This window comes from Pseudomonas sp. NY15364 (assembly GCF_048068235.1).
GTDB lineage: Bacteria > Pseudomonadota > Gammaproteobacteria > Pseudomonadales > Pseudomonadaceae > Aquipseudomonas > Aquipseudomonas mendocina_D.
In genome coordinates, this window is the sequence record NZ_JBLUPX010000001.1 from 90,579 (window position 1) to 116,888 (window position 26,310).

The window sequence follows — 26,310 nt, forward strand, 5'->3', positions numbered from 1 at the left end:
GTAGCGTTTACCGAAGCACAAAAAACAACAACTTCGATACGAAGCGAGGACAACAACAATGATCATCTACGGTGTCGCCTTCCTGGCGTTCTGCACCCTGGCAGGCATCTTCATCGGTGAACTGCTAGGCAAACTCATCGGCGTGCCCGCCAACGTTGGCGGTGTCGGTATCGCCATGATCCTGCTGATCTTCCTGGGCAGTTACCTGAAAAACCGCGGTCTGTTCACCGGCAAGTCGGAACAGGGCGTGGAGTTCTGGAGCGCCATCTACATTCCCATCGTGGTCGCCATGGCCGCTCAGCAGAACGTCTACGGTGCCCTCAAAGGCGGCCCGATGGCGATTCTCGCTGGCACAGCCGCTGTTGCTATCGGTTTTGCGCTGGTCCCCGCACTGAGCCGCATCGGGCAAAAGCAGCCTGAAACCGACGCTGCCCCCTCCCTGAACAAAGCGCCACGGTGACTGCCATGTACGAATCTTTGATGAAGGTCATTACCGGCTACGGCCTGCTCAGCGGCTTCGCCATCATCGGCATCACCATGTGGGTGTCGTACTGGATTTCCGACAAATTCACCAAGGGCCGCCTGCATGGTTCGGCTATCGCCATCCTGCTCGGCCTGCTGCTGTCCTATATCGGCGGTGCCTACACCGGCGGCCAGAAAGGCCTGGTGGATATTCCGCTGTTCGCCGGTATCGGTCTGCTCGGTGGTGCGATGCTGCGTGACTTCGCCATCGTCGCCACCGGTTTCGGCGTCAGTGTCGAGGAACTCAAGCGTGCCGGTTTCGCCGGGGTGCTGGCGCTGTTCGTCGGCGTCTTCGCCTCCTTCGTCGCGGGTGTCGGGGTGGCCATGGCCTTTGGTTACACCGATGTGGTCAGCCTGACCACCATCGGCACCGGCGCGGTGACTTACATCGTTGGCCCGGTCACCGGCGCGGCCATCGGCGCCAGCTCCGACGTGATGGCCCTGTCGATTGCCGCCGGCCTGATCAAGGCGATTCTGGTGATGGTGGCGACGCCCTTCATCGCGCCCTATATCGGCCTGAACAACCCGCGCAGCGCGGTGATCTTCGGCGGCCTGATGGGCACCTCCAGTGGTGTGGCCGGTGGCCTGGCAGCAACCGATCCAAAATTGGTGCCATACGGTTGCCTGACAGCGGCGTTCTACACCGCACTGGGCTGCCTGCTCGGCCCATCGCTGCTCTACTTTCTGATGCGAGGCCTTCTAGGCTGACCTTTGCCCGCCGCCATGGCGGGCTTTTTATTCGGGCTGAATGTGCTGCCCTGTGGGAGGCGCTTCAGTGGCGACGCTTGCGCCTACGACTGCCTGCTATACATCCGGCACTCGGCGAGCAGCGCCAGCAGGTTCGGGTCGCGTTCCTTGGCCTTGAGAAAGACCACGCCGATATGCTGTTGCAGGTGGTACTTGGCCTGCAGCGGGATCAGCTTCACCCGGTTCTCGTAAACCGCAGCCACGCGCCCCGGCAGCGACGCCGGAGCTGACCATGCTGAGCAGGGTGAAGATGTCCTTCACCTGCATCGCCACCTTGGGCTCGAAGCCGGCCTGCTGGAACACCCGCTCGCCATCGCGGAAGGTGGCGTAGCCCTGGGTCAGCGTGATGAAGGTCGAGTCGCGCAGATCGGCCAGGTCCACCTCGGCGTGATCGGCGAAGGGCGAGTCGTTCGGTGCGGCGAGGAAAATGTCGTCGGAGAACAGCGCCAGCTGCTCGCAATCCGGATCGCTGACGCTGTCGTCGAGGGCGATCAGGATGGCGTCAAGCTCCATGTTCTTCAGCTTGTACAGCAGGTCGACGTTGGAGCCGAGCACCAGGTCTAAGTTCAGCTCGCTGCGCCGCAGCTTCAGGCCCATGATCAGTTGCGGCACGGTTTTCACCGTCAGCGAGTAAAGCGCACCGAGCTTGAAGCGCTCGGCGCCGAAGCCCGCCGCCTCGCGGGTAAGGCGCACCATCTCCTGGGCGTCCTGGATCAGCTTCTGGGCTTTCTCTTCCAGCACATAGGCACTCTCCAGCGGAATCAGGTTGCGCCCCTCGTGCTTGAACAGCGGGCAGCTCAGCGCGCTTTCCAGCGAATGGATGGCGCGGTGCACACTGACGTTGCTGGTCTGCAGCTCGCTGGCGGCACGCGCGAGGTTGCCGCTGCGCATGAAGGCGAGAAAGACCTCCAGCTTCTTCAGGGTCAGTTCTTCATCGATCAGCATGGGCCTGTCCTTTTCCAGCGATAGGCGATTGCGCCGCATATCGAGGAATGAGCGGTGCCGTGGGCCTGCGACTTTGGTGGTGTGTGAGCCGGCTTGGTCAGTAGGAACGCCGGCTGACCATGGCGCCTGGACTGTGCTTTAGTGCAAGCGATTTCGACTCTCTTCACCCGTCCAAGGAACCTGCTCATGCAACTGATCTACGCTGCTGCCTCACCCTTCGCGCGCAAGGTTCGCGTGCTGGCTGCGGAAACCGGCCTGCTGGAACGAATCGAACTGCTTGATACCGCCGTGCTGCCAACCACGCTCAACGAACGGGTCAACGCCCTCAACCCGTTGGGCAAGATTCCGGTGCTGCTCACTGATGACGGCGAGGCGTTGTACGACAGTCGGGTGATCTGCGAATACCTCGACACTCTGCATCAGGGTGCGAAGTTGCTGCCGAGCGGTGCATCGCGCTGGCAGGTGCTGCGCCTGGCCGCCCTGGCCGACGGTCTGATGGACGCGGCCTTGCTGGCGCGCTACGAGCGTGGCGTGCGCCCAGCCGAGCTGCAATGGCCGGCCTGGCTCGACGGCCAGTTGGGTAAGGTGCAGCGTGCGCTAGTGGAACAGGAGCGCCAGGTCGACCTACTGCAGGGGCCGCTCGACCTGGCACAGATTGGCGCTGCCTGCGCCCTGGGCTACTTGGACTTCCGTTTCGCCGATCTCGACTGGCGCGCCGCTTATCCTGGCCTGGCGGCATTCCAGCAAGTCTTTTCCCAGCGTCCCTCGATGCAAAGCAGTGCGCCGGTGTAGGCGTTTTGGTAATGCCGTGGCCATATATTGTCGCATTACGCTGTAATAAAAATTGAATGGTCGTTTTTTTGGCGTATTTCCAGTTGGAGTAATGCCATTAAGCTGTTATTTTGGCGATGATGTTGCGCTTCAATTCGCCATTTATTTGGCTTTTATTTGTAATATAACCGCTAGTCTGGATTTTTTATCGGAAAAATTGACATTTTTCTGGGCGGGCTGATTCAATGCCGATGCAGATAAGTGTAACGATTAAGTTCAAGGTCCTGAACCTGATTAGAATGTAATCATTTGACCGGGGGGGACGCCTCGCCAGATTTTTCTACTAGGGCGTAGGCGCATGAAGCGCTTTTTCCAGTTCAGTGGGTTGATCAGTTGAAATTCTCAAAGGGAATAGCCGGGCTTTTCAGCCTGGCTGTTGCGTTTTTCGCTAGTACAGCACTTGCCCAGCCCTCCAGCGTGGCTTTCTGGTACGCCGACGAGCCGCCGCTGCCAGAGCTTTCGCAGTTCGAGTGGGTGGTCGTCGAGCCCGGGCATGTTTCCCCTTCCGATCTCACCTACCTCAAGGCCCAGGGTAGTACCGTTTTCGCTTACCTGTCGGTCGGTGAGTACGATGGCGACCTCACTGCCGCTGGTTTGCAGGGCGCTGCCAGCACCATCAGAAACATCGCCTGGAACAGCCAGGTCATGGATCTCGATGCATCCGCCTGGGGCGACTATCTCCTTGGCCGAGCCAGTGCTCTGAAAGAGCAAGGTTACGACGGCGTTTTTCTCGATACGCTGGACAGCTTCCATCTCCAACCCAAAGCTTTTCAGGAGCCGCAGCGCCTGGCGCTGAAAAGTCTTCTGCAGCAGATGCATCGCCGCGAGCCCGAACTCAAGCTGTTCTTCAATCGCGGCTTCGATGTTCTGCCTGAGCTGCCGGGCGTGGCTTCTGCCGTAGCCGTAGAGTCCCTTTATGCAGGGTGGGACGCTGCAGGTGGCGGTTATCGCCAGGTGCCGCAAAGTGATCGCGACTGGTTGCTGCCACACCTCGATGACGCGCGGTCAAAAGGCATCCCGGTCGTGGCGATCGAATACCTGCCCCCAGAGCAGCGCAAGGAGTCACGCGAACTTGCTGCTCGCCTGGTTCATGAGGGTTTCATTCCTTACGTCACATCGCCTGAATTGAATGCATTGGGGATGAGTTCCATCGAGGTCCAGCCCCGTCGTATCGGTCTGGTCTATGATCCTCGGGAAGGCGAGGTCGAGGATAACCCTGGCCATATCTATCTTGGTGGGTTGCTCGAGTACCTGGGCTATCGCGTCGACTACTGGCCTGCCGACGCCTCGCTGCCGCAGCGTTCGCTCAAGGGGGTGCATGCTGGCGTCGTGGTCTGGATGACCAGTGGCGCCCCGGAGAAGCGCGACATCTTCGAGGATTGGCTGAACAAACGGCTCGATGAGCAGGTACCGCTGGCTTTCTTTTCCGGTCTGCCGCTGGACAATGACAGCCTGCTCAGTCGTCTTGGTATTCGCACCCTGTCGCAGCCAATTGCCGATGACGCCGTATTGGAATCGCATGATGCGGCGCTGGTCGGTGGGTTCGAGGCGCCCATGCGCTTGCGTACCCGGGAGCTGCCCGCGTTGACGGTTACCAATCCTGACGTGACCCAGGCCGCTGTGGCCCTGCGTAGTGGTGAGAGGCGCTTTGTACCTGTCGCTACGGGCAGTTGGGGCGGATACGTGCTGACTCCCTATGTATTCGAGGAAGGGCTGGATCACCGTCGCTGGATCGTCGACCCCTTCGCTTTCCTCCAGCGCGCCTTTGCCTTGCCTTCCATCCCCAGACCCGACACGACGACGGAAAACGGTCGACGTATCGCCACCGTTCACCTCGATGGTGATGGTTTCGTTTCGCGCGCTGAAGTAACCGGTACGCCTTACTCCGGTACCCAGGTACTGGATGATTTCATTACCCCCTATCCGTTGCTGACTTCGGTGTCGGTGATCGAAGGCGAGGTCGGCCCCAAGGGCATGTATCCGCACCTGGCTCGTGAGCTGGAGCCGATCGCCCGCAAGATCTTTGCCGATCCCAAGGTCGAGGTCGCCAGCCATACCTTCAGTCACCCGTTCTTCTGGCAGCCGGAGAAGTCATCGCAACGTGAAGACTTCGAGGCGCAGTACGGCTACATGATGGCCATTCCGGGCTACAAGACGCTGGACATGCAGCGCGAGGTCGTGGGCGCGCGTGACTACATCAACCAGCGCCTGACCACGCCTGAGAAGCCGGTGAAGATGATCTTCTGGTCGGGTGATGCCATGCCCAGTGCCGAGACGCTCAAGCTGGCGTATGACAGCGGTCTGCCCAACGTCAATGGCGGCAATACGGTTCTGACCAATGCCTACCCTTCGCTGACCGGCCTCTATCCTTTGATTCGTCCGACCTACGGAGGCCTGCACTTCTACGCGCCGGTAATCAACGAGAACGTCTACACGAATCTATGGACAGGTCCCTACTACGGTTTCCGTGGTGTACAGGAAACCTTCGCGTTGACCGACAGCCCGCGTCGCCTGCGAGGCTTTCACCTGTATTACCACTTCTACTCGGGGACCAAGGAGGCCTCCATTCGGGTGATGAAGCAGACCTATCAGGCCATGGTCGACAGCCAGCCGCTATCGCTGTGGATGAGCGATTACATCAAGCGGGTAGAGGGCCTCTACCGAGCGAGCCTGGCCAAACGTAGCGATGGCGCGTGGTTGGTCAGGGGGCTCATGGGGATGCGCACGCTGCGTCTCGACCCGGCTCTGGGCTGGCCAGACCTGTCGCGCTCCGAGGGCGTTGCGGGCGTGCGAGATCTGCCGCAGGGGCGGTACGTGCACCTCAGTGGATCTGAGGCCGTGCTGGCGCTGCGCGAAACGCGTGATCCGCGTCCGTCTCTGGAGGAGGCCAACATCCCGCTGACTGCCTGGCGTTACAACGATGATAGAAACGTCACGTTTTCCTTCGAGGGAGAGTTTCCGCTGACGTTCAGCGTTCGCTCGGACAGGGCGTGTCAGGTTCAGGTGGGGAGCAGTCGCTTTCAGGCGAAGGCTGACAAGGGTATCTGGCACTTCGAGTTGCCAATGAAGCGGGTGAGAGATGGAAAGCTTATCTGCAACTAATAAACGTGAGCGCCAGACGCGCCTGCTCAACCCATGGATGATCGTGCTTGTCGCGCTCTTCGTGATTGCGCTGCTGGCCCTGTCCTACAAGAGCGAGGATGTATTCCTTCCGGCCGCCGATTCGGCGCCTGATGCTGTGGCCATCAGCTATACCGAGCTGCTGATCAAGGCACACCCCGAGGATGACCAACTGCGGCTGAGGCTGATCGATCAGTTGATTCAGGTCGGTGACTTCAAGCGTGCCCGCGAGTACCTCGAACAGCTGCAAGGCCGCCTTTCGGCCATTACCCCATTCTATGTGGTGATGCTGGATATCCTCAGGGCTCAGGCCGATCCGGACGGTATCAGCGACGCGCGGCGTGCGCAGCTGATCGATGAACTGCGGGCGCTGAACATCGCTGACCTGGATAACTCCATGCTGGAGCGCACTGCGCGTTATGCGCTGGAGATCGGTGGTCTGGATGTGGCCGTGAAATCCTACAAGGCGCTTGCCGAGCGTGATGCCGAGCGACGCACCCACTGGCTGGGCGAGGCTGCCCTGTGGAGCCTGGCGAACAATGACCAAAGTGGAGCTGCGCAACTCTACTTGCAACTAGCTGCTGCAGAGCCGGATGCGCAAAAGCGAGTCGAACACTTGCGTGAGGCATTCAACGCTTTGCGTGCTGCAGACCACTCTGCGCAGGCCGCGGAACTGCTGGCTGAGCATCTTGGTGAGCTGGATGCAGAGCAGGAATCGCTAGATTGGCTTGCCGAAGGTGTGGACGCAGCACAGGCGGCGCAGCGCTTCGATCTTGCCGAGACCTTCGTTCAGCACTGGTTGAACCTGAAGTCCGATGATCATCGGGCACTCAATGCCGATTTCCGCCTCAGTCTGGCATCCGGTGCCATCGAGCGTGCCTGGCAGCTCGGGCCGCAACTGCTGGCGCAGGCTCCCGATGACTTCGAGTTGATGGCTGAACTGGCACGCCTGGCTGAGTGGACCGGGCATACCCAGCAGGCATTGAATTACTGGGTACAGATGCTGGCTCATCAGGAAGACCCGGTCATGCGTGAGCGTGTCTGGCGCTACGCATTGCAGTTGTTCGATTTTGATCAGGTGGTCAGTACGCTCTCGGCCATCGACCGTCAGCGGCAGATGACGGATCAGGAAGTGGACACGCTGGTATACAGCCATGAGGTCCGCGGCACTCCTGAAGACGCAGAGTCCTGGCTGCGGGCTTATCTGCAGCGCTACCCCAATCATCTGTTTGCCCGCAAGCGCCTGCGCATGCTGCTGGAGAACACCCAGCAGCTCGACAAGGAGGCTGAGCTCTGGGCCAGCATGGCTGAGCACACGAGCCTGAGCACCGAAGATCGTATCCGCTGGGCCAAGGTGCATTGGAACCTCTTTCAGGCGGATCAGGCCTGGGCGGTACTGACCGCGGTGGATGCGGGCAAGGTGGATGATCCCGAATACTGGCAACTGCGCGCTGACCTTGCCTGGAAGCTCGAGCGCGATGCCGATGTTCGCGCGGCATATGAGCGGCTGGTCAGCCTCGACGTGCCGTTGGGCCGGGATGATGAAGATCGACTGATAAGGATCTACTGGGACAAAGAGCCGCGCCGTGCCCTGCAGGTCCTTGTTGAAAGTTGGCGGCGCACCGGCAGGGTGGCGCGGCTGACAGTGGCATTGCAACTGGCCGAGATCTTGCGTGACTGGGATACGCTCAGAGCACTTCTGGCTGAAGCGGAGCAGTCGCCGGCGGGCCGTAGCAGTTCGCAGTACTGGCTCGCCCGTGCTGCGCTCGCCGCCCAGGATGGGCAGTACGAACAGGCCAAAGCGTTCTACAAGCAGGCTCTGGCCCAGTTCCCGGAAGACAACCTGGTACGTCAGCGCATGCTCTGGTTCTACATCGACAATGCTCAGCGCGATGTCCTTGCAGCGCTGCTGCCGCAATGGCGCTCACGGGCTGTGGCTGACAGTCGTCTGTGGTTGCCCTATGCGACCGGCCATATGATGCTCAACAACACTCGCGAGGCCTTGCTCTGGTTCCGTCAGCACCTCAAGTCCAATCCATCTGATCGTTTGGCGCTGGCTGCTTACGCCGATGCTGCCGAGGCTGCTGGTTATGCCGACCTGGCCTGGCGCCTGCGTCGCCAATTGCTCAAGGATATGGACCGTTCGCGCATCATCGCTACACCCGAAGGTTATGCCATGTATCTGCGCCTGCTCGCCGGTAGCCAGGGCTCGCTGGTTTCGCTAGCGCAGGCCAGGCAGTTGTGGAACGGCGAGCAGGCGACGTTGCAACTCTGGTTCGAACATTTCCTCGAGCGGCTGGACGCGGGCAACCAGGCGGCGCTCAAGGACGACTGGCTGGCGTGGGGTGCTGCGCGTGGCCTTGAGCCAGGTAACTACGATCAGATTCAGCAGGCGCTACGCAGCGATAACCGTGAGCAGATGCAGCGTCTTCTGCAGCGCGGCGGCCTGGACGTGGCACATCAGGTCGAGGTTCTCGCTCGCCTTGGGCATGACGGCGAGGCATTGGCCACCGCGCTCAGCGCCCAGGGCGACGAGCAACCGGTATCCATTCGCCAGCAACTGCTCTATCAGACCACCGGCATGCTGGAGCGCTCACCGCAGGGTATTCAGCTGGGGTGGCAGAAGATGGACTTCGGCGACTTGGATATCTCCGGACCTCGCTTGCGCGTCGCGCGCAATCTGGGCGACGACTGGTATGCCGATCTGCAGCTCGACCAGGTGCGCTATGACAGCGCCAATCTGGACAGCGCGGTGATGGGTAATGAGCGCAATCTCAAGTTGGATACCCGTCGAGAGCTTTCCGATGGCGATCTGAGTCTGTACCTCGACAGTAGTCTGCGCGATGACGATGACCGCCATGGCCTGGGGCTTGAGCGGACCTGGCGTCTGAGTTCGCGAGATGAGCTGGGCATCGCCGTGGATTGGCACCGGCAGGCCGATGACACCGGGCTATTGCGCGCCCTGGGTATGCGTGACGGCCTGGGCCTGAGAGGTCAGCACGGCTTTCCGCGCATGACCAGCTGAGCTGGTCGATCACGCACAGCCGCTACAGTTCGAGAAGCGGCGATGCGCTCGGCACTGGCAATGGCGTATCCGTCGAGTGGGGGCACATGCTGTTCTTCGACGATCCTTCCTGGCTGCTGCGTACCGGCCTCGATTACCAGAAGAACAGTGTCGAGAGCGAGGTTCCCAGTGAGCTTCTGAGCGCCAACGGAGGCGCCTACATACCCTTCGATACCACGCCGGGGGCGACGATCCTGGGCGAGGAGCTCATGCAGGATCGTTACGGCCAGGTGTACGTCGCCAGCACCTGGCGCCGAGGCTTCCCCGGCGCACTGAATAGAACCCGTCCACAGTTCACCTGGATGGTCGACACCATTGCCGGCTGGCAGTGGACGGAAAAGCAGTTCAACTACGGCATCAACCTGGGGGTTGGCGTCGAGTTGTTCGGTGATGACGAGTTGGCTGTGACCCTCGGCTATCAATCCGCTCCCCGTGGTGGAGAGGGTGATGCCGGCGGGTCCATGGGTATTACCTACAGCACCCGTTTTGGGCGCTAAGCAAGGATTCTCAAAGGAGGAATGACGATGCAAATCATCCGTTGCCTGACCCTGGTGGTCATTGCAGCACTCGCGACCGGGTGCTCGAGCTTCACCCGCGAAAGTGGTCAGACGCTGCCGCGCAACGCTGCCTGGGGCGTCGCGCCACTGGTCAACTACGCCCAGACTCCGCAGGCCGGTGAGCGCGCAGAGCAGATCCTGATCAGCATCCTGGCCGAAGAGGGCGTGCGTCCGCTGATGTATCCTCAGGCGCCGCGTCAGGACCTGTTGCTGCAGGACGACCGTGAGCGCCAGATCAAGGCGCTCGACTGGGCGCGCCAACAGCGTCTGGCTTACGTGATCACCGGTAGCGTCGAGGAGTGGCAGTACAAGAATGGCCTCGATGGCGAACCCGCCGTGGGCGTCAGCCTGCAGGTGCTGGAGCCGGCGACCGGCCGCGTGGTTTGGAGCTCGAGCGGCGCCCGTGCGGGTTGGTCGCGCGAGAGTCTGGCGGGGGCGGCGCAGAAGGTGCTGCGTGAGCTGGTCGGTAACCTCGACTTCGAGTAATGACGATGCAGTCTGCTCACAAGGATTTCATTCTTGCGCCGAGGGCCAGTGGTCGTGTTTCCTGGTGGGAAACCTGTCTGCTGAGCCTCCTCGCCCTAGGTTTCGGCTACTGGCTATCGCCGGACGATCCCCTGCTCGTGGTGGCGTCGTTCCCCTGGATGATTCTCGTACCGATACTGCTCGGCGTTCGTTACGGATTCCTGCAAGGGCTATTCAGTGCGGTGTTGTTCATCGCAGCGCTTTTCGTATTTCGGCTGGTTGGTCGCGAAATCTATGTGGATATCCCGGCCTCCTTCATCGTGGGGATGCTGCTGTGCAGCATGTTGGTAGGCGAGTTCCGTGATATCTGGGAGCGCCGTCTCGAGCGCCTCAGCTTGGCCAACGAGTACCGCCAGCTGCGGCTCGACGAGTTCACTCGCTCTCATCACATCCTACGCATTTCCCATGATCGTCTGGAGCAGCGTGTAGCGGGCAACGACCAGAGTCTGCGCAGCTCCCTGCTTAGCCTGCGCGAACAACTGCGGGCCTTGCCGGGTGATCGTGACGCGCTCAAGACCCTGGCCGACACGGTCATCTCGCTGCTTGCACAATACGGTTCGCTGCGGGTTGCAGGGCTCTATCGGGTCATGGACAACGAGCAGGTCGAGCTGCAGCCCTTGCCACGCTTGGCGAGATGGGGGCGCTGAACAGCAACGATGTGCTCCTGCGCCAGTGTCTGCATCGTGGAGAGCTGGTCAGTGTCCGTTCCGAGGTACTGGAGCGTGGCGAGGGTGGCCGTCATTCCGCGTTGCAGGCCTGTGTGCCGCTGATCGACACCGAAGACCGCATCCTGGCCGTTCTGGCGATTCAGCAGATGCCGTTCTTCATGTTCCACGAGCGCAGCTTCAGCCTGCTGGCGATTCTGGCCGGACATATCGCCGATCTGCTGATGAGCGATCCCCAAGCGTTGCAACTGCCGGACGCCGACGCCCAGCACTACTCGCAACTGCTCAAGCGCTCGCTCAGCGACGCACGGGACCACGATCTGCCGGCCAGCCTGTTTGCATTCGAGCTCTCCGAGGAAAACGGCGAAGAGATTCAGCGTCTCCTGGAGGGCAGCCAGCGCGGCCTCGACGTACAGCTTAAGGCGATCAACGGACGCGGCCGTCGCCTAGTGCTGGTGCTGCTGCCGCTGACCTCGGGTGAGGGTTCGCTGGGTTATCTGGTGCGTTTGCGGCAGCTGTTCGCCGAGCGTTTTGGCCAGGGCCGAGAGCTGGAGTCCTTGGGTGTACAGACGCATCAGTTCCTGTTCGAGGGTGGTGACGAGCGTGATGCGTTGAGACATTTCCTCTTCAATGAGTGCGCATTGAATGATCAGCAAGTGGCTGTTTAGCGGCGCCGCGCTGCTTGAGATCGGGAGTTGGGCCAGTGCGGTCAGCGATCTTCCCGTGCATCAGGCCGCGTTGCTCTACGCTTCCGCGCATGGCCTGGGCAGCGCCATGCTGGCTGCCGGCATCTGGCTGTTGCTGCCGCGTCGCTATCGCTACCCTTTTCCCTGGAGCCCGCTGTTCATTTTCAGCGTCTCGTTCTTCATCCCCCTGATCGGCATGATCGGTGTGGCGCTGGCACTTTTTCCCGCGCTCTACCTGCCGCGCAAGCGCAAGGTGCAGCCCTGGGAGGCCACCGCAGTTCCCAACCTGCCTTTCAAGCCTCGCGAGCGCAAGCAGGAGTTGATGTTCAGCGATGGTGGCCTGCAGGACGTGCTGCGTCATGCACGTGACCCCGATCAGCGCTTGACGGCGATCTTCGCGACACGCCGCATGCGCAGCAAGGAAGCCATTCCGATTCTGAAACTGGCGCTGCGTGATCCGTCCGATGACGTGCGTCTGCTCGCCTACTCGATGCTCGATCAACGTGAAAGCCGAATCAATCAGCGTATCGAGCACGCTTTGGCAGACATGGAAAACGTCAGCACAGACCGCAAGTTCGCCCTGCATGCGCAGCTGGCGCGTTGGTACTGGGAGCTTGCCTATGTCGGGCTGGTCCAGGGCAGTGTTCTTGATCATGTGCTGCAGCAGGCCTGGGGGCACGTTACGTCTGCTCTGGTGGGCAACGCGAGTGGTGAGCTGCACCTGCTTGCCGGGCGTATCGCCATGGAGCAGGGCAATCTAGATGAGGCAATGGCGCAGTTTGATCTATCTGCCCATACGGGTATGGATGCGGTGCAGTTGGCACCGTATCGGGCCGAAATCGCGTTTCTGCGTCAGCGCTATGAAGAAATTCCGCAAATGCTGGCGACGATGCCGGCCGAGCTGTTGCAACGTCCCCCCTTCGCGGCATTGGCTAGATACTGGTTATGAGTGAGAAATCCGTTGTGTCCGACGTGCAGAGCGTCGACGTCTGCCTGTTGCTCGAAGGAACCTGGCCCTACGTGCGCGGGGGCGTGTCGAGCTGGATCAACCAGCTGATCCTGGGGCTGCCTGAACTGACCTTCTCGGTGTTGTTCATCGGTGGTCAGAAGGAGGCCTACGGCAAGCGCCACTACGCCATCCCCGATAACGTGGTGCACATTCAGGAGCACTTTCTCGAAGACGCCTGGAGTGCAATTCCCACCACCAGTACCCGTTCGAGTGCCGAGCTGGCCGAGCTGATGGTCGACGTGCATCGCTTTCTGCACAGTCCGGACGAGCCCAGCGAGGCGAAGGGTAACGCCTTCGTGGATACCCTGGCAGCGGGCCGCATTGGACGTGAAGCCTTTTTGCAGAGTCGAGCCAGCTGGGATGCCATCGTCGACGGCTATACCCAGCACTGCGCCGATCCGTCATTCGTCAATTACTTCTGGACACTGCGCTCCATGCAGGCGCCGCTGTTCATGCTGGCGGAAGTCTCCAGAACGCTGCCGCGCGCGCGCATGTTGCACTCCATCTCCACGGGGTATGCCGGCCTTCTGGGCAGCGTTCTGCGGCGTCGGTGGGACTGTTATTACCTGCTCAGCGAGCACGGCATCTACACCAAGGAACGCAAGATCGATCTGGCTCAAGCGGCCTGGATCGCCGAAAGCCCCGACGAGCGCCTGAGCACCGGCCTCGATGCGGAGGTTAGCTATATCCGCAGGTTGTGGATCCGCTTCTTCGAGCGTATTGGGCTGATCACCTACCGATCTGCACACTCCATCATCGCGCTGTACGAAGGTAACAGGCGGCGTCAGGTTCTCGATGGCGCTCCCGAGGAGCGTACTCGGGTGATCCCCAATGGCATCGACCTGGCCAGTTGGGATCAGGCGCTGCTCAGTCGGCCCGAGGGCGTGCCGCCGGTGGCGGGGCTGGTCGGGCGTGTGGTACCGATCAAGGACGTCAAAACCTTCATCCGCGCGATTCGTGGCGTGGTCAGCGTCATGCCCGAAGCCGAAGGCTGGATCGTCGGGCCGGAGGAAGAGGATCCGGATTACGCCGCCGAGTGCCACAGCCTGGTAACCAGTCTGGGGCTGCAGGACAAGGTGCGTTTTCTTGGCTTCCGCCAGGTGCGCGAAGTCGTGCCGCAACTGGGCGTCATGGTCCTGACCTCGATCAGTGAGGCGCAGCCGCTGGTGGTGCTCGAAGCCTGGGCCGCCGGAACGCCGGTGGTGACCAGTGATGTCGGCTCGTGCCGCGAGCTGGTCGAAGGCTCCACACCGGAGGATCGCCAGCTCGGCACAGCGGGGGAGGTGGTGGCCATCGCCGACCCTCAGGCCACCTCGCGCGCCATTCTCTCGCTGTTGCGCAACCCGGAGCGCTGGAAGGCTGCCCAGGCCGTTGGCCTTGAGCGTGTGCGGCGTTACTACACCGAAGAACTGATGCTCGCGCGTTATCGTGAGCTGTATCGCGAAGGCACGGAGAGCGCGTAATGGCGGGTATTGGCTTTGAACTGAGAAAGATCCTGTCCAAGGACTCCTACACCTCGACGATGCGCGCCTACCTGTATGCCGGCCTGATCAGCTCCGGCCCTTGGGTGTTGTCGATCATCAGCGTGATGCTCATCGGCGTACTGAGCCTGGGGGCGGTGCTGCCGGAAACGCTGATCGGTCAATTCCTGGTTACGGTGACCTACCTGATGGCCTCGTCGCTGATCCTCACCGGCGGGCTGCAGCTGTTCTTTACCCGCTTCGTCTCCGACCGGCTGTTCGAGAAACGCCTGGACCTGATCCTGCCCAACCTGGTGGGCATACTGCTGCTGGTGACGATCGTTTCGGGGCTGCTGGCGATCTGTGTGCTGGGCCTGCTGTTCGATCAGTCGTTTTCCTATCGCCTGCTGGTGATGGCCAACTTCGTGGTGCTGTGCAACCTGTGGCTGGTGATCATCTTCCTGTCCGGGATGAAGGCTTACAACCGCATTATCGGGGTGATGTTCCTCGGCTACTCGCTAATGGTCGCCTCGGCCTATCTGCTGCGATTTCTCAATATCGACGGCCTGTTGCTGGGCCTGCTGATCGGTCACTCCAGCCTGCTGTTCATCTTTCTCTTCGATATCCTTCGCGAGTACCCGGCCGAGCGCCTGGTCGCGTTCGATTTCCTCAGGCGTCGCCAGGTGTTCGGCAGCCTGCTGCTGACGGGGCTGTGCTACAACCTGGGCATCTGGATCGACAAGTTCATCTTCTGGTTCAACCCTTCGACTTCCGAAGCCGTGATCGGCCCGTTGCGGGCATCGATCCTTTATGACCTACCGATCTTCCTTGCCTACCTGTCGATCATCCCCGGCATGGCGGTGTTCCTGGTACGCATCGAAACCGACTTCGCCGAGTGGTACGAGCGGGTCTATGACGCGATTCGCGGCGGGGAAACCCTGCAGCACATCGGCTGGCTCAAGGAGCAGATGATTCTGGCGATTCGCCAGGGTCTGATGGAAATCTGCAAGGTCCAGGGGCTGACTCTGGTTCTGCTGTTTCTGCTCGCGCCGCAGTTGTTGTCCTGGCTGGGTATCTCGCACTACTACCTGCCGCTGTTCTACATCGACGTAATCGGCGTGAGCATTCAGGTGGTGTTCATGGCCTTGCTCAACGTTTTCTTCTATCTGGACAAGCGTGCCATCGTCCTCGAACTCTGCGTTCTCTTCGTCCTGGCAAACGGTGCGCTGACCCTGTTCAGCCAGATGCTTGGCCCGACATTCTTCGGCTATGGCTTCACCCTGTCGCTGCTGCTGTGCGTGCTCCTGGGGTTGTATCGTCTCAATGAGGCGCTGGACGATCTCGAGTTCGAAACTTTCATGCTTAGCCGCTGACGGCGGCTGGGTATGGCTTTGCGCCTGAGCCGGCGGCGCAAGCCCCCGTTTGATCATGGCGCAGTGCGTACTGCTACTCCTGGTGGTCCGCCGGCCATACACGCCCGTGGCGACTGGCGCAGTAGTCAATTGACTGAGTGATCCCTATTCATACCTGATCTGCAGACTGAGCAGATTCAAGCACAGAGCCAGCGCCTTGCTGGCCAGCTCCGTCGTCTGCTGCGCCTGCCGCTCTTCTACGTGATGAACGCGATCACCTGTTCTAACGGCCCGTCGCAAATTCCGAGAAAGATTTTCAACTTAAGCCCGGCTTATGCGTTCGTATGGGAGGACAAATGGATAAGTTGTCACTTATCATACGTCCTACAACTGCGCAGGCGGTTGTGGATCCCGGCACCGCAGCCGGGCCTCATTCATTGTCCCGATGGCGCCTTGCCCGCCATTCACTGACAGGAGAACGCCATGCTGAGTCTGACTGGCCACAATTACATCGGCGGTGAGCGCCGCGCCGCCGGCACCGTCGTGCACAAGAGCCTCGACGCCAGCAGCGGTGAAGCGCTGCCGTACACTTTCATCCAGGCCACGCCGGAAGAAGTCGACGCTGCTGCCCAGGCTGCCGCCGCCGCTTACCCGATTTACCGCAACCTGTCGGCCGAGCGCCGCGCCGAGTTCCTCGACGCCATCGCTGACGAACTCGATGCCCTCGGTGATGAGTTTGTCGCCCTGGTCACTCGCGAAACCGCGCTGCCTGCCGGCCGCATCCAGGGCGAACGTGGTCGTACAAGTGGCCAGATGCGCCTGTTCGCCAAGGTGCTGCGCCGCGGTGACTTCTACGGCGCGCGTATCGACCGCGCCCTGCCAGATCGCCAGCCGCTGCCGCGCCCGGATCTGCGTCAGTACCAGATCGGTGTTGGCCCGGTTGCCGTGTTCGGCGCCAGCAACTTCCCGCTGGCCTTCTCCACCGCTGGTGGCGATACCGCCTCTGCTCTGGCTGCCGGTTGCCCGGTGGTGTTCAAGGCGCACAGCGGGCACATGGCCACCGCTGAGTGCGTGGCTGATGCGATCATCCGCGCCGCCGAGAAAACCGGCATGCCGAAAGGCGTGTTCAACATGATCTTCGGTTCCGGTGTCGGCGAAGCGCTGGTCAAGCACCCGGCCATCCAGGCCGTCGGCTTCACCGGTTCGCTGAAAGGCGGCCGTGCCCTGTGCGACCTGGCCGCTGCCCGTCCGCAGCCGATCCCGGTGTTCGCCGAGATGTCCAGCGTCAACCCGGTGGTCATCCTGCCGGGCGCCCTGCAGGCCCGTGGCGCCACCATCGCCAAGGATCTGGCTGCCTCCGTGGTGCTGGGTTGCGGTCAGTTCTGCACCAACCCGGGCCTGGTCATCGGTATCCGTGATGCCGAGTTCAATGACTTCGTCGCTGGCCTGGCCGATGCCATTGCCGCTCAACCGGCGCAGACCATGCTCAACGCCGGCACCCTGCGCAGCTACGTGGGTGGCTTGGCCCAGCTCAACGCCCATGCCAAGGTCACTCACCTGGCCGGTAACGAGCAGTCCGGCAACCAGGCGCAGCCGCAGCTGTTCAAGGCTGACGTGAGCATGCTGCTCGAAGGCGATCACCTGCTGCAGGAAGAAGTCTTCGGCCCGACCACCATCGTTGTCGAAGTGGCCGATCGTGACGAGCTGACCCGCGCGCTGCAAAGCATGCACGGCCAGCTGACCGCGACCCTGATTGCCGAGCGTGACGACCTGCTGGCCTTCCGCGACCTGCTGCCGCTGTTGGAAGTCAAAGCTGGCCGCGTGCTGCTCAACGGCTACCCGACCGGCGTCGAAGTGTCCGACACCATGGTTCACGGCGGCCCGTACCCGGCGACCTCCGATGCCCGTGGCACCTCGGTCGGCACCCTGGCGATCAACCGCTTCCTGCGCCCGGTCTGCTACCAGAACTACCCGGACGAGGTACTGCCGGAGGCGCTGCAGAACGCCAACCCGCTGGGTATCCAGCGTCTGGTTGACGGCGTGCACACCCGTGATGCCCTGAGCTGATCCGAACGCTGCAACGAACAATGCCGCACCCTTGAGGGTGCGGCATTGTTGTTGTGCGCCCAGCATGGGCGCACAACGAAAAAGGCCCCAGGTTTTCACCTGGGGCCTTTCATGATCTGGCGCACTCGGCGGGATTCGAACCCACGACCCCTCCTTCGGAGGGCGGTACTCTATCCAGCTGAGCTACTGGTGCGTATGTGTTGCGGCGGTCTATTTGACCAGGGTTCTACCCCATTTCCACGGACGGCTTGAAAAGGGCTGAAAACTTCAGATCTTGCCGGGCGACTCTACGACGCATACGTGGGTTATGAAACCGCTCGATGTAATCGAATAAATCCGCCCGGGCCTCATCGCGAGTCCGATACGACTGGTGAGCAACACGCTCCCGTTTGAGCTGACCGAAGAAGCCCTCACAGGCGGCGTTGTCGCCGCAATGACCGACGGCACTCATGCTGCAGATCAGCGTGTTGCGATTCAAAAAGCGCTGATAGTCCGCACTGGTGAATTGGCTACCGCGATCCGAATGCAGGATCACTGACCAGTCACCTTGGCGCTGCCAGATCGCCATCTCCACCGCTCGAATCACCATCAGCCGATCTTGGCGGTGGTGCATCGACCAACCGATCACCAGCTTGCTGTACAAGTCGAGCACCACGCATAGGAAGAGTTTGCCTTCCAGTGTGGCTATTTCCGTGATGTCCGTGACCCACTTGCGCTCCGGCTCCTGCGCAGTGAAATCGCGCTCCAGCAGATTTTTCACACCTGCTGGACGGCCGCTGGCGGCTCTTCCAAACCCACGCCTCTTCCGGCGTGGCCAGCCTTGAATTCGCTCAGCCGCTATCAGGCGAGCAACGCGGTTCAGGCTCACAGTTTCGCCCTCGTCGAGCAGATCCTCGTGCATACGTGGCGCTCCGATCACACCACGACTGTCCTCGTGAATCTCTCGAATGCGCTTCACCAAGCGCGCATTCTCTCGAGCGCGGGGGCTTGGATCACGATCCTGCCAGGCGTAATAGCCACTGGCAGAAACCTTAAGGCAACGGCACATCAGGCGTACCGGGTACTCGTTGCGGCAGCGCTGGATCACCGTGTACCGCTCGATGACTCCCTGGCAAAGTACGCTGCCGCGTCTCTTAAAAAATCACGTTCCTTGGTCACTCGGGCCAGCTCGCGCTTGAGGCGGGCAAGCTCCTCATCCCGCGGACTTCCCGTTCCTGGGAAGGCTTTCTCCATACCCGGTTGTGCTTCCCGAACCCAGCGGTTTAGCAAGCTCGGGGCCACTCCAATCTCTTGGGCAATTTGGCGGCAACTGGTCTCTGAACGACGAGCCAGTTCAACGGCTTCCCGCTTGAATTCGGGACTGTATTTCTTGCGTTTCATGAACACTCCTTCTGCTCAATATGAGCTTACTCGAAAGTGTCCGTGTTAACGGGGTAGAACCCCGTGGAATACGATAATCTGGAAATAAAGACGATCTAAGATCGCCCTGGCTCAGGCTTCAAACACCGAGATCTTTCTGAAGCAGAGCGCGGCTCAGCTGAGATCTGATCATGCCAAATATTTGGTTCATCGCATTTTCCCGGGGAAGGCGGCCTTGATTTTCAGGAAGAAGTAATCGACGTCCCTGAAGCCATAGGCCATGCGCTTGATCACCTTGATCCGGTTGTTTACCCCCTCCAGCAGGCTGGTGTGCATGTGGAATCGCGCACTGGCGAGGATGCCCCGAGCATAACGCTGGAGGTTGCGGGCAAAGCGTTGTAGCGGCGCCAGGTCGCTTTCCTGAGCATGCCTAAGCCAAGTTCGCCAGCGCCTCCAGCCCTCCCGTACGCTGGGCGCGTACCAGACCTCCTTCAGTGCATCCTTGAGTACATAGACCGTAGCCAGTGGCTGGTTGGCCGCCAGCAATTCCTGCAGCCGAACAGCATGATCCTCCTTCAGGTTGTCTCGATTGCGCAGCAGCAGCCAACGGCTTTGCTTGACTACTTGGCGAGCGGGCTTGTCATGACGCAAGGCATTGGCCTGGTCTACCCGGATACGGTCGATTACATCGCGCCCGTAGCGGGCGACCACGTGGAACAGGTCGTACACGACTTCCGCCTGTGGACAGTGCTGCTTTACTTCCAAGTCGAAGACCGTGTTCATGTCCATCGCTACAGCCTCGATCTGTTGGCAGTGTTTGCCGAGCTGCTCGAAGAAGGGGCGTATGGCTTTCGGCTGTTGCCCAGGCCAACCCACAGAACACGGGTACGCTCGGCATCCATGATCACCGTCGCGTAACGATGGCCTTTGTGCAGGGCAAACTCGTCCATCACCAGGCGGCGCACATCGCCTGGCTCGAAGGTGCCAAATGCGGCCTGGAGACGCCGCTTGTCCAGCGTCTTGATGGTGTGCCAGTGCAGCCCGGTGAGCTGGCTGACATGGCTGATGGTTAGCAGCTGCAGCAGGCTTTCGATCCAGGTGCACAGCCGGCGGGTCATCCGTGAGGCCGGGGCCAGCCAGGAAATGTGCTCGGTCACTCGCCCACACGTCAGGCAATCCACTCGGCGTACAGGGAGTCGCAACTGGACGCGCTGATCGAACAGATCCCGGTCACGAACGAGGCGAATGCGTCGGTCATGGATCAGAGGGCAGGGCTGCTGACAGCGTCCACAGCATGGAAGCTCGGCTGCTCGGGGCTCAAGAGTCAGCGTGAGGGTTTTTTCGGCGGAATGGCTGCAGGCTACGACGTCGTAGCCTGGCCAGAAGGCAGCAAGATCAATAGGATGCACGGCGACAGCAGGGACAGGTGAAGGGTGTGTTTGGCGACTGCCAATTTACCTGCTTCCCTGTCTGTCAATCCGCTCTTCCCCACGATCCCGCGAAGAACCAAATATTTCGGTCTCGCGCTCGAAGGCAAGCTCACAAGCGAGGAGCTTTTCCTCGCCGCCACTCTTTATCGCTGACCAACGAGAACACTCTCGCTGAATCTACGCCTGTCCTGTCCCTTCGAGAGCGAAGTAAAGCGCGTACAAGAGATATGCATGCAGTGCAGGCAGCGCGTTATTGATTCTGTTGGCTCTTTCTTGGTTGGTCATTATTGTTCCCCCGCAACCCAAGAGTGCGCAGGCTACCAAATTTAGCGATGCTTTTCTGGTGGAAGACTCTGCCCTCGCGGGGGCCAATGCCGTGCAACATGAGTCGAGATTAATACCGCAGCTAGCTCACTTGTCCTTGGCTTTTATCTCGGCGGAGACTTTTCCAAACGACTCCCAATGGCCAACCAGCTCATCCACGCGATCAGGAATGCGCGGTGACTTACTGAGCACTAGGCAGCGGGTCGTGCCCACATACTCCTCAAGGAGGTAGAGCGTATCTCCGACGTCGACGCCCATCTCTTGCAGAACGTCGTCGGGTAGGCGAATAGCACCGTCGCCGTCCCAGTCCTCAATCACTACATGATTCCGCATCTCGACCTCAGGCAGCGGCTGAATGAAGCGTCCGCAGGGGGAGGCAACGGCGAGCCGATGCCAACGAAGTCCCGTGGCGCAGGTCGACAGAATAGCAAAAAGCTCTCGGGCTCAGAGCGTTGTAACGACGCCCCCCTCACCTCAGCCGCAGCTTCTGACATTTGAACTCGCTCCGAGCCTGCCAGGCACCATCGCCCTTAATGGGCAGGAAATCCCGCAATACCACCGGGGAAATTCACTATCCCCATGCCGCACCCAGCTAATCCACCAGCAGCTCACTGATAGGTCATCGAGACTTCGCTCTATAGCCACCGTGGTTGCACTGGATTGCCGCTGCATGCCAATGTCAGTCCCGCAAAAACCACTGAGCTGCCACATACGCTCACAGGGATCTCTTCGCCGAACTAGCCAAATACACCCTCGTGACGACAGAACCCTCCACCGAATCGCCAATATCTAGCATGCGCCCCCGGAATAAATCGTTAAACCTCGACTGGCCTGGCCTTTCACTCACTCTATTCAAATGACACCGCCCCTGCGGACCATTAAACGGAGCCCAAACCGTTCAAGGCCCAGGTTGTTCAGGAGTGCCTGCAACCTGGTGCGACCGTCTCCAGCGTGGCCATACGCCATGGCATCAACGCCAACGTCATTCGCAAGTGGCTACCGCTTTATCGGGATCAACTGCCAGCGGCGTTGCCGGCGTTCGTTCCTGCGAGGGTTACGCCCAAACGACCAGCTGAAGCAGCGGTGATTATCGAGCTACCGCTGGGCGCGCAATCGGTCACGGTGAAATGGCCAGCCTCCGATCCTGAAGGTTGCGCCCGCTTTGTCCGTGGGCTCGCCCAGTGATCCGCGTGGATAGTATCTGGCTCGCCACCGAACCCATGGATATGCGTGCGGGTACTGAAACCGCGTTGGCCCGCGTGGTGGCTGTATTCGGTGCGGCGAAGCCGCACTGCGCCTATCTCTTCGCCAATCGCCGCGCCAACCGCATGAAAGTGCTGGTGCATGACGGCGTGGGTATCTGGCTCGCCGCACGGCGCTTGCACCAGGGCAAGTTTCATTGGCCAGGCATCCGGCACGGCTCGGAAGTCGAACTCGACACCGAGCAACTTCAGGCTTTGGTGCTGGGTCTACCCCCCCATACCCCCCCCTGCGCAGCAACGCAGCGCGCCTAGGCGCTGGCTTGTGCGTCAATAAGTACCGACGCAGCACTGACGCACTGACGCACTGACGCAGGAATATGACTGGGTGGCTAGCGCTGGAGCTGAACTCGACAGATCCCTGATCGTGCCTGCGCTATAGACCAGCCCCGGCCAGCCTGTACCGAGCAGGTGCCGAGGCATGGGATCCGTTTCGCGGCAGAGTGGCAATTTACGTCGAGTACGGTTGAGGCAGATTGAGTTTTGACCGGAGAATCGAGGGGGCTCGGGGAGCTGGTCAAATTGCCGGAAATGTAACCCCGGTGTAACCCCGGGGTATAAACAAAAAGGCTATGTCTGAGTTAACTGTTGCATATCCCTATACCCCAACGCCTCTTTCAAGCAAATCAATGGGTTGAGCTGTGTTTTGTAGCGCTCAAGCAGGCGGCGCCAGCCCAGATAGTTCGTTAGGTACTTGGTGGCCACACCATGAAAAGGAATCATCCAGCTCTTGAGTCGGCTGTCGTAGGCATTCACGTTCTGGATGTGGAAAGCACCATCAACCCGTCGATTCTGGCTCGGGTTAATCGGTCGGTGAGTGATGCCTTCAACCTTGGCGAAATGGGCGTAGACACCTGCGCTGTCAGTACAGAGAATCGCATCCGCGTCTATCAGCGGGCGTAGCCGCTCCCCTATGTGCTGTGCATCCAGCTTTTCCAACTTGAAGTCTGCCTGCTGACCACTGCGATCTCTTACCACCAGCACAGGAATTTGCTCGGCAGACAGTCCGCGTCGTTTGGCGCTGCCATCGCGCCGACGAGGCGGTCGAGGCAGTTCGCGTTGCCCCTTGAAGGACTCCAGTGGGCTGGCGTCGCCTGCTTGAGCGCTACAAAACACAGCTCAACCCATTGATTTTCCATCGAAAGGTTAAAACCACCGGCTTTCAGCCGGTGAGCTTTAGCGCCACCATGCGGGGCTGGAGGGCAAGCGCATGGATTACAGATACGGCAGTCATACGGTCTACCAGATCGAGTATCACTTTGTTTGGGTGACTAAGTACCGATACAAGGTGCTCAGCGGTGAGGTTGCTGAGCGAGTGCGAGAGCTGGTGAGACAGACGTGCGAAGCATTTGAAATTCTGATTGTGAAAGGTGTGGTGAGCAAGGATCACGTGCATATTCTGGTGAGCAGTCCGCCGAATTTGGCGCCGAGTGAGATCATGAGGCGGATCAAGGGGCGTACGGCGAGCAAGCTTTTCGAGGAGTTTCCCCATCTGAAAAAGCGCTATTGGGGGCAGCATTTTTGGGCTCGCGGGTACTTTTGCGCGACGGTTGGGTAGATGACGGAAGAGATGATCAAGCAGTATCTGGAGCATCATTTTGAGCCGAGCCCGAACGATAATTTCAGGATGGAGCCTGACTGATCCGACGCGTCGTTCAGTCGACGCGTATCCGGACTTTCAGTCCGTAAGTCACTAACCCACCGACTTCAGTCGGTGGTTGTTGAGTTGCTTGAAAGAGGCGTTGGGGTATAGGGATATGCAACAGTTAACTCAGACATAGCCTTGTTTAACCGATCGGAGCAATCAGAACGGCCAATCGCTGCCGGCCTCGTTGGCCGCGGTGCGCAACGCCGCCAGCACATCCTCCGGCAGCTCCAGCCCCTGCTCGAAGGCCTTGGCCCGGCGCGCGATACCGGCATGACCCGGCATACGCACCGGGCTCTGCGCCACGCGCGGGCGGCTTTCCAGACAGGCCGCGACGAAGTGATCCATCTCTGCTTTCAGCTCATCGACGCCACCGAAGAACGCTGGGTCGAAGGTCAGCACGGTCACCGCAGCGCCCCATTGCTTGACCCCGTCCTTGCGCCCGAAACCGCCCAAACCGGCAGTCAGCGCCTCGACCATGGTGCCAAGGGCGAAGCCCTTGTGGCCGAACTCCAGGCTGCCCAGTGGCAAGATCGCGCCCGGCGGCGTGCTGAAGTAGGCCGCTGTGTCGCGGGTCGGCTGGCCATCCTGGCCGATCAGCGCGGCATGTTCCAGCTTGCCGCCGGCCTGGTGGGTCTTGTTCAACAGGCCATTGGTGATGGTCGACATGCTGACGTCGATGAGGATCGGCTTCTCGCCGGTGGGAATGCCGATGCCCAAGGGGTTGGGCGTGTACACCGGGTCGAGGCCGCCATGCGGTGCCACCGAGGCCACGGCCGGGTCGGAAGTGAGTACCAGCGGAATCAGGTTCTGCTCGGTGTAGCGCTGCAGGTAGGCCGCCAGGCAGGCGATATGGTGCGAGCGACGGATGGTCGCCACACCGATACCGAAGGTGCGGGCGGCTTGGGCGGTGAAGTCCAGTGCTTGCTCGACGCAGTAGGGGCCGAGCAGGTAGTCAGCGTCGTAGAGCCGCGCTGCCGGCGTCTGGCGCATGATCTGCAGGCTGTCGGCGTTACCTTTGGCCTGGCCGCTGCGCAAATCCTTGAGGTAGCCCTGGGCCAGTTTCACACCGTGGGTGTGATGACCGAGCAGGTCACCTTCGACCAGTACACGGCTGACCACGCTGGCGACCTCGGGGCTTACGTCAGCGCCGAGAAAGAGTTGCTGGATGAAATGTTCCAGTTGTTCAGGGGCGATGCGGCTCATTCGATAGCTTCCTTGGACGAGGGCAGGGCGCGTGGGTAGCGCATGCGCCAGTACTTGGCGAGCAACGGGAACAGGGCCACCAGCAGTACGAGCGAGGCCAGGCCGATGCTGATCGGGCGCTCGACGAAGGCCAGCAGATTGCCGTTGGCCTTGATCATCGAGGTCATGAAATTGCTTTCCAGAATATTGCCCAGCACCAGACCCAGGATCGCCGGGGCGATGGGGAAGTCGGCGCTGGCGATCAGGTAGGCGACCACGCCGCAGATCAACATGATCCACACGTCGGTGATGCTGTTGTTGATGGCAAAGGCGCCGACGATGCAGAAGCACAGGATGATCGGCATCAGCACACGGGTTGGCGTGATGGCAAAGACGTGGGCGCTGCGAATCGCCAGGTAGCCGATGGGGATCAGGATCAGGTTGGCGACGAAGAATGCGGTGAACAGACCGTAGGCCATGGCGCTGTTGTCCATGAAGATGGTCGGGCCGGGGTTCATGCCCTTCATGTACAGCACGCCGATCACGATGGCGGTGATCGAGTCGCCTGGAATGCCGAACACCAGAGCAGGCACCCAGGCACCCGCTACCGCAGCGTTGTTCGCCGAGCCGGCGTCGACCAGACCCTCGATATGACCTTTGCCATAGGCTTCGGGTGTCTTCGAGCGTTTCTTGCTGACGGCGTAGCAGATCCAGGCGGCGATGTCCGCGCCGGCACCCGGCAGTGCGCCGATGAAGGCGCCCAGGCTGCTGCCGCGGATCACGTTCTTCCAGTAGCGCTTGAGGTGCATCGGCACCAGGCCGAAGACGCTGCCGCTCTGGGGGGCGATGTCCTGGGCCGAGCCGTTGTCATTGGCCTTGTCCCTCGGTTGAGCGTAGAGCTTCATGACCTCGTACATGGCGAAGAAGCCGATCATCACCGGAATGAAGTTGATCCCGGCCATCAGGTCCGGCACGTCGAAGGTGAAGCGCGGCGCACCGGTGACCAGGTCCAGGCCGACGGTGGCCAGCAGCAATCCGACCAGCAGTGACAGGAATCCCTTGATCGCCGAACCGGTGGAGATGAACACCGCGCTGCCGAGGCCAAGCACGGCCAGCCAGAAGTATTCGAAGGAGCTGAAATTCAGCGCGAACTCGGCCAGCGAAGGCGCAATCATCACCAGCACCAGGGTGCCGGTCAGACCGCCGATCACCGAGCAGGTGACGTTTACCCCCAATGCTTCGCGGGCACGACCCATACGCCCGAGCGCGGCCGAGTCGGCGACGTAGGCCGCTGATGCCGGTGTGCCGGGGATGTTCAGGTAGGTGCCGGGGATGTCGCCGGCGAAGATCGCCATGGCCGCAGTGGTGATGATCGCGGCGATGGCGGCAGTGGGCTCCATGGCGAAGGTGATGGGCACCAGCAACGCAACGGCCATGGTGGCCGAAAGGCCTGGAATGGCGCCGACGAAAACGCCGAACAGCGCTGCAATGATGATCACAAACAGCGTCTGGAAATTGAAAACGAGCAAGATGCCGTCGAGTAGTTCGTTCATGCGTG

Annotated in this window: 16 protein-coding genes, 1 tRNA gene and 6 pseudogenes; 15 read left to right on the forward strand and 8 right to left on the reverse strand. The window is 60.7% G+C overall.

What is annotated here, in order from left to right; genetic code table 11:
* Nucleotides 1-58 precede the first annotated feature (58 nt).
* Nucleotides 59-460 carry a malonate transporter subunit MadL gene (madL, locus tag ACNFCJ_RS00445; RefSeq protein WP_416769172.1) on the forward strand — a complete coding sequence of 134 codons (402 nt, stop codon included), beginning with the start codon at nucleotides 59-61 and terminating at the stop codon, nucleotides 458-460.
* A 5-nt stretch (nucleotides 461-465) separates the two neighbouring features.
* A complete protein-coding gene (gene madM / locus ACNFCJ_RS00450) occupies nucleotides 466-1,230 on the forward strand; it encodes a malonate transporter subunit MadM (protein ID WP_026088523.1) in 765 nt (254 codons plus the stop codon).
* An 83-nt stretch (nucleotides 1,231-1,313) separates the two neighbouring features.
* Here the strand turns inward: madM and ACNFCJ_RS00455 are convergent.
* Nucleotides 1,314-2,214, reverse strand: a pseudogene (locus ACNFCJ_RS00455) (LysR family transcriptional regulator).
* Between the two features lie 186 nt (nucleotides 2,215-2,400).
* Here ACNFCJ_RS00455 and ACNFCJ_RS00460 point away from each other — a divergent pair.
* From ACNFCJ_RS00460 to ACNFCJ_RS00505, 10 genes and pseudogenes are all read left to right on the forward strand, one after another.
* On the forward strand, nucleotides 2,401-3,006 hold the full coding sequence (locus ACNFCJ_RS00460; RefSeq protein ID WP_416769173.1) for a glutathione S-transferase: 606 nt from the start codon (nucleotides 2,401-2,403) through the stop codon (nucleotides 3,004-3,006).
* Between the two features lie 372 nt (nucleotides 3,007-3,378).
* Nucleotides 3,379-6,147, forward strand: coding sequence for a bifunctional glycoside hydrolase 114/ polysaccharide deacetylase family protein (locus ACNFCJ_RS00465; RefSeq protein WP_416769175.1), 2,769 nt, complete (start codon nucleotides 3,379-3,381; stop codon nucleotides 6,145-6,147).
* Nucleotides 6,125-9,190, forward strand: a complete 3,066-nt coding sequence (locus ACNFCJ_RS00470; RefSeq protein ID WP_416769177.1) for a tetratricopeptide repeat protein — start codon at nucleotides 6,125-6,127, stop codon at nucleotides 9,188-9,190. The genes ACNFCJ_RS00465 and ACNFCJ_RS00470 overlap by 23 nt, the downstream gene beginning before the upstream one ends.
* Nucleotides 9,191-9,276: 86 nt before the next feature.
* The gene (locus ACNFCJ_RS00475; protein ID WP_416769178.1) at nucleotides 9,277-9,726 is read left to right on the forward strand and encodes a hypothetical protein; all 450 of its coding nucleotides are present in this window, start codon (nucleotides 9,277-9,279) and stop codon (nucleotides 9,724-9,726) included.
* Between the two features lie 27 nt (nucleotides 9,727-9,753).
* Nucleotides 9,754-10,272: a penicillin-binding protein activator LpoB gene (locus tag ACNFCJ_RS00480; protein WP_416769179.1), complete on the forward strand. Its 519-nt coding sequence runs from the start codon at nucleotides 9,754-9,756 to the stop codon at nucleotides 10,270-10,272.
* Between the two features lie 5 nt (nucleotides 10,273-10,277).
* A pseudogene (locus ACNFCJ_RS00485) lies at nucleotides 10,278-11,644 on the forward strand (PelD GGDEF domain-containing protein).
* Nucleotides 11,622-12,611, forward strand: coding sequence for a HEAT repeat domain-containing protein (locus tag ACNFCJ_RS00490; protein WP_416769181.1), 990 nt, complete (start codon nucleotides 11,622-11,624; stop codon nucleotides 12,609-12,611). The pseudogene ACNFCJ_RS00485 and the gene ACNFCJ_RS00490 overlap by 23 nt, the downstream one beginning before the upstream one ends.
* The gene (pelF, locus tag ACNFCJ_RS00495) at nucleotides 12,608-14,134 is read left to right on the forward strand and encodes a GT4 family glycosyltransferase PelF (RefSeq protein ID WP_416769182.1); all 1,527 of its coding nucleotides are present in this window, start codon (nucleotides 12,608-12,610) and stop codon (nucleotides 14,132-14,134) included. The genes ACNFCJ_RS00490 and pelF overlap by 4 nt, the downstream gene beginning before the upstream one ends.
* Complete coding sequence (pelG, locus tag ACNFCJ_RS00500; protein ID WP_416769183.1) at nucleotides 14,134-15,504, forward strand: exopolysaccharide Pel transporter PelG; 1,371 nt, start codon at nucleotides 14,134-14,136, stop codon at nucleotides 15,502-15,504. The genes pelF and pelG overlap by 1 nt, the downstream gene beginning before the upstream one ends.
* 462 nt (nucleotides 15,505-15,966) lie before the next feature.
* A complete protein-coding gene (locus ACNFCJ_RS00505; protein ID WP_416769185.1) occupies nucleotides 15,967-17,550 on the forward strand; it encodes an aldehyde dehydrogenase (NADP(+)) in 1,584 nt (527 codons plus the stop codon).
* 117 nt (nucleotides 17,551-17,667) lie between these two features.
* Here the strand turns inward: ACNFCJ_RS00505 and ACNFCJ_RS00510 are convergent.
* From ACNFCJ_RS00510 to ACNFCJ_RS00525, 4 genes and pseudogenes are all read right to left on the reverse strand, one after another.
* Nucleotides 17,668-17,743, reverse strand: a tRNA-Arg gene (locus ACNFCJ_RS00510).
* Nucleotides 17,744-17,776: 33 nt separating this feature from the next.
* Nucleotides 17,777-18,930, reverse strand: a protein-coding gene (locus ACNFCJ_RS00515; protein ID WP_416769187.1) for an IS3 family transposase whose coding sequence is annotated in 2 segments (ribosomal slippage) — nucleotides 17,777-18,684 and nucleotides 18,684-18,930 — 1,155 coding nt in all. Because the reading frame shifts where the segments join, the coding sequence is not laid out codon by codon here.
* A 186-nt stretch (nucleotides 18,931-19,116) separates the two neighbouring features.
* Nucleotides 19,117-20,318, reverse strand: a pseudogene (locus tag ACNFCJ_RS00520) (ISL3 family transposase).
* A gap of 432 nt (nucleotides 20,319-20,750) precedes the next feature.
* Nucleotides 20,751-20,996, reverse strand: a complete 246-nt coding sequence (locus tag ACNFCJ_RS00525; protein ID WP_416769189.1) for an AbrB/MazE/SpoVT family DNA-binding domain-containing protein — start codon at nucleotides 20,994-20,996, stop codon at nucleotides 20,751-20,753.
* Between the two features lie 570 nt (nucleotides 20,997-21,566).
* On the opposite strand from ACNFCJ_RS00525, the pseudogene tnpA (ACNFCJ_RS00530) reads away from it, so the two are divergent.
* Nucleotides 21,567-21,848 (forward strand): annotated as a pseudogene (tnpA, locus tag ACNFCJ_RS00530) (IS66-like element accessory protein TnpA); the annotation flags it as partial.
* Nucleotides 21,849-21,853: 5 nt separating this feature from the next.
* Nucleotides 21,854-22,177 (forward strand): IS66 family insertion sequence element accessory protein TnpB, encoded by a 324-nt coding sequence (tnpB, locus tag ACNFCJ_RS00535; protein WP_397498023.1) that lies wholly within the window; start codon nucleotides 21,854-21,856, stop codon nucleotides 22,175-22,177.
* A gap of 315 nt (nucleotides 22,178-22,492) precedes the next feature.
* Here tnpB and ACNFCJ_RS00540 read toward each other — a convergent pair.
* Nucleotides 22,493-23,005, reverse strand: a pseudogene (locus ACNFCJ_RS00540) (IS1595-like element ISAchd1 family transposase); the annotation flags it as partial.
* A gap of 127 nt (nucleotides 23,006-23,132) precedes the next feature.
* Between ACNFCJ_RS00540 and tnpA (ACNFCJ_RS00545) the strand changes: the two are divergent.
* Nucleotides 23,133-23,564 (forward strand): annotated as a pseudogene (gene tnpA / locus ACNFCJ_RS00545) (IS200/IS605 family transposase).
* A gap of 162 nt (nucleotides 23,565-23,726) precedes the next feature.
* On the opposite strand, the gene ACNFCJ_RS00550 reads toward tnpA (ACNFCJ_RS00545), so the two are convergent.
* Both ACNFCJ_RS00550 and ACNFCJ_RS00555 read right to left on the reverse strand, forming a co-directional pair.
* The gene (locus ACNFCJ_RS00550; protein ID WP_416769191.1) at nucleotides 23,727-24,773 is read right to left on the reverse strand and encodes an Ldh family oxidoreductase; all 1,047 of its coding nucleotides are present in this window, start codon (nucleotides 24,771-24,773) and stop codon (nucleotides 23,727-23,729) included.
* Entirely contained in the window at nucleotides 24,770-26,305 is a 1,536-nt protein-coding gene (locus tag ACNFCJ_RS00555; RefSeq protein WP_416769193.1) for a tripartite tricarboxylate transporter permease, read from the reverse strand. Before ACNFCJ_RS00555 ends, ACNFCJ_RS00550 begins: the two co-directional genes overlap by 4 nt.
* Between the last annotated feature and the right edge of the window lie 5 nt (nucleotides 26,306-26,310).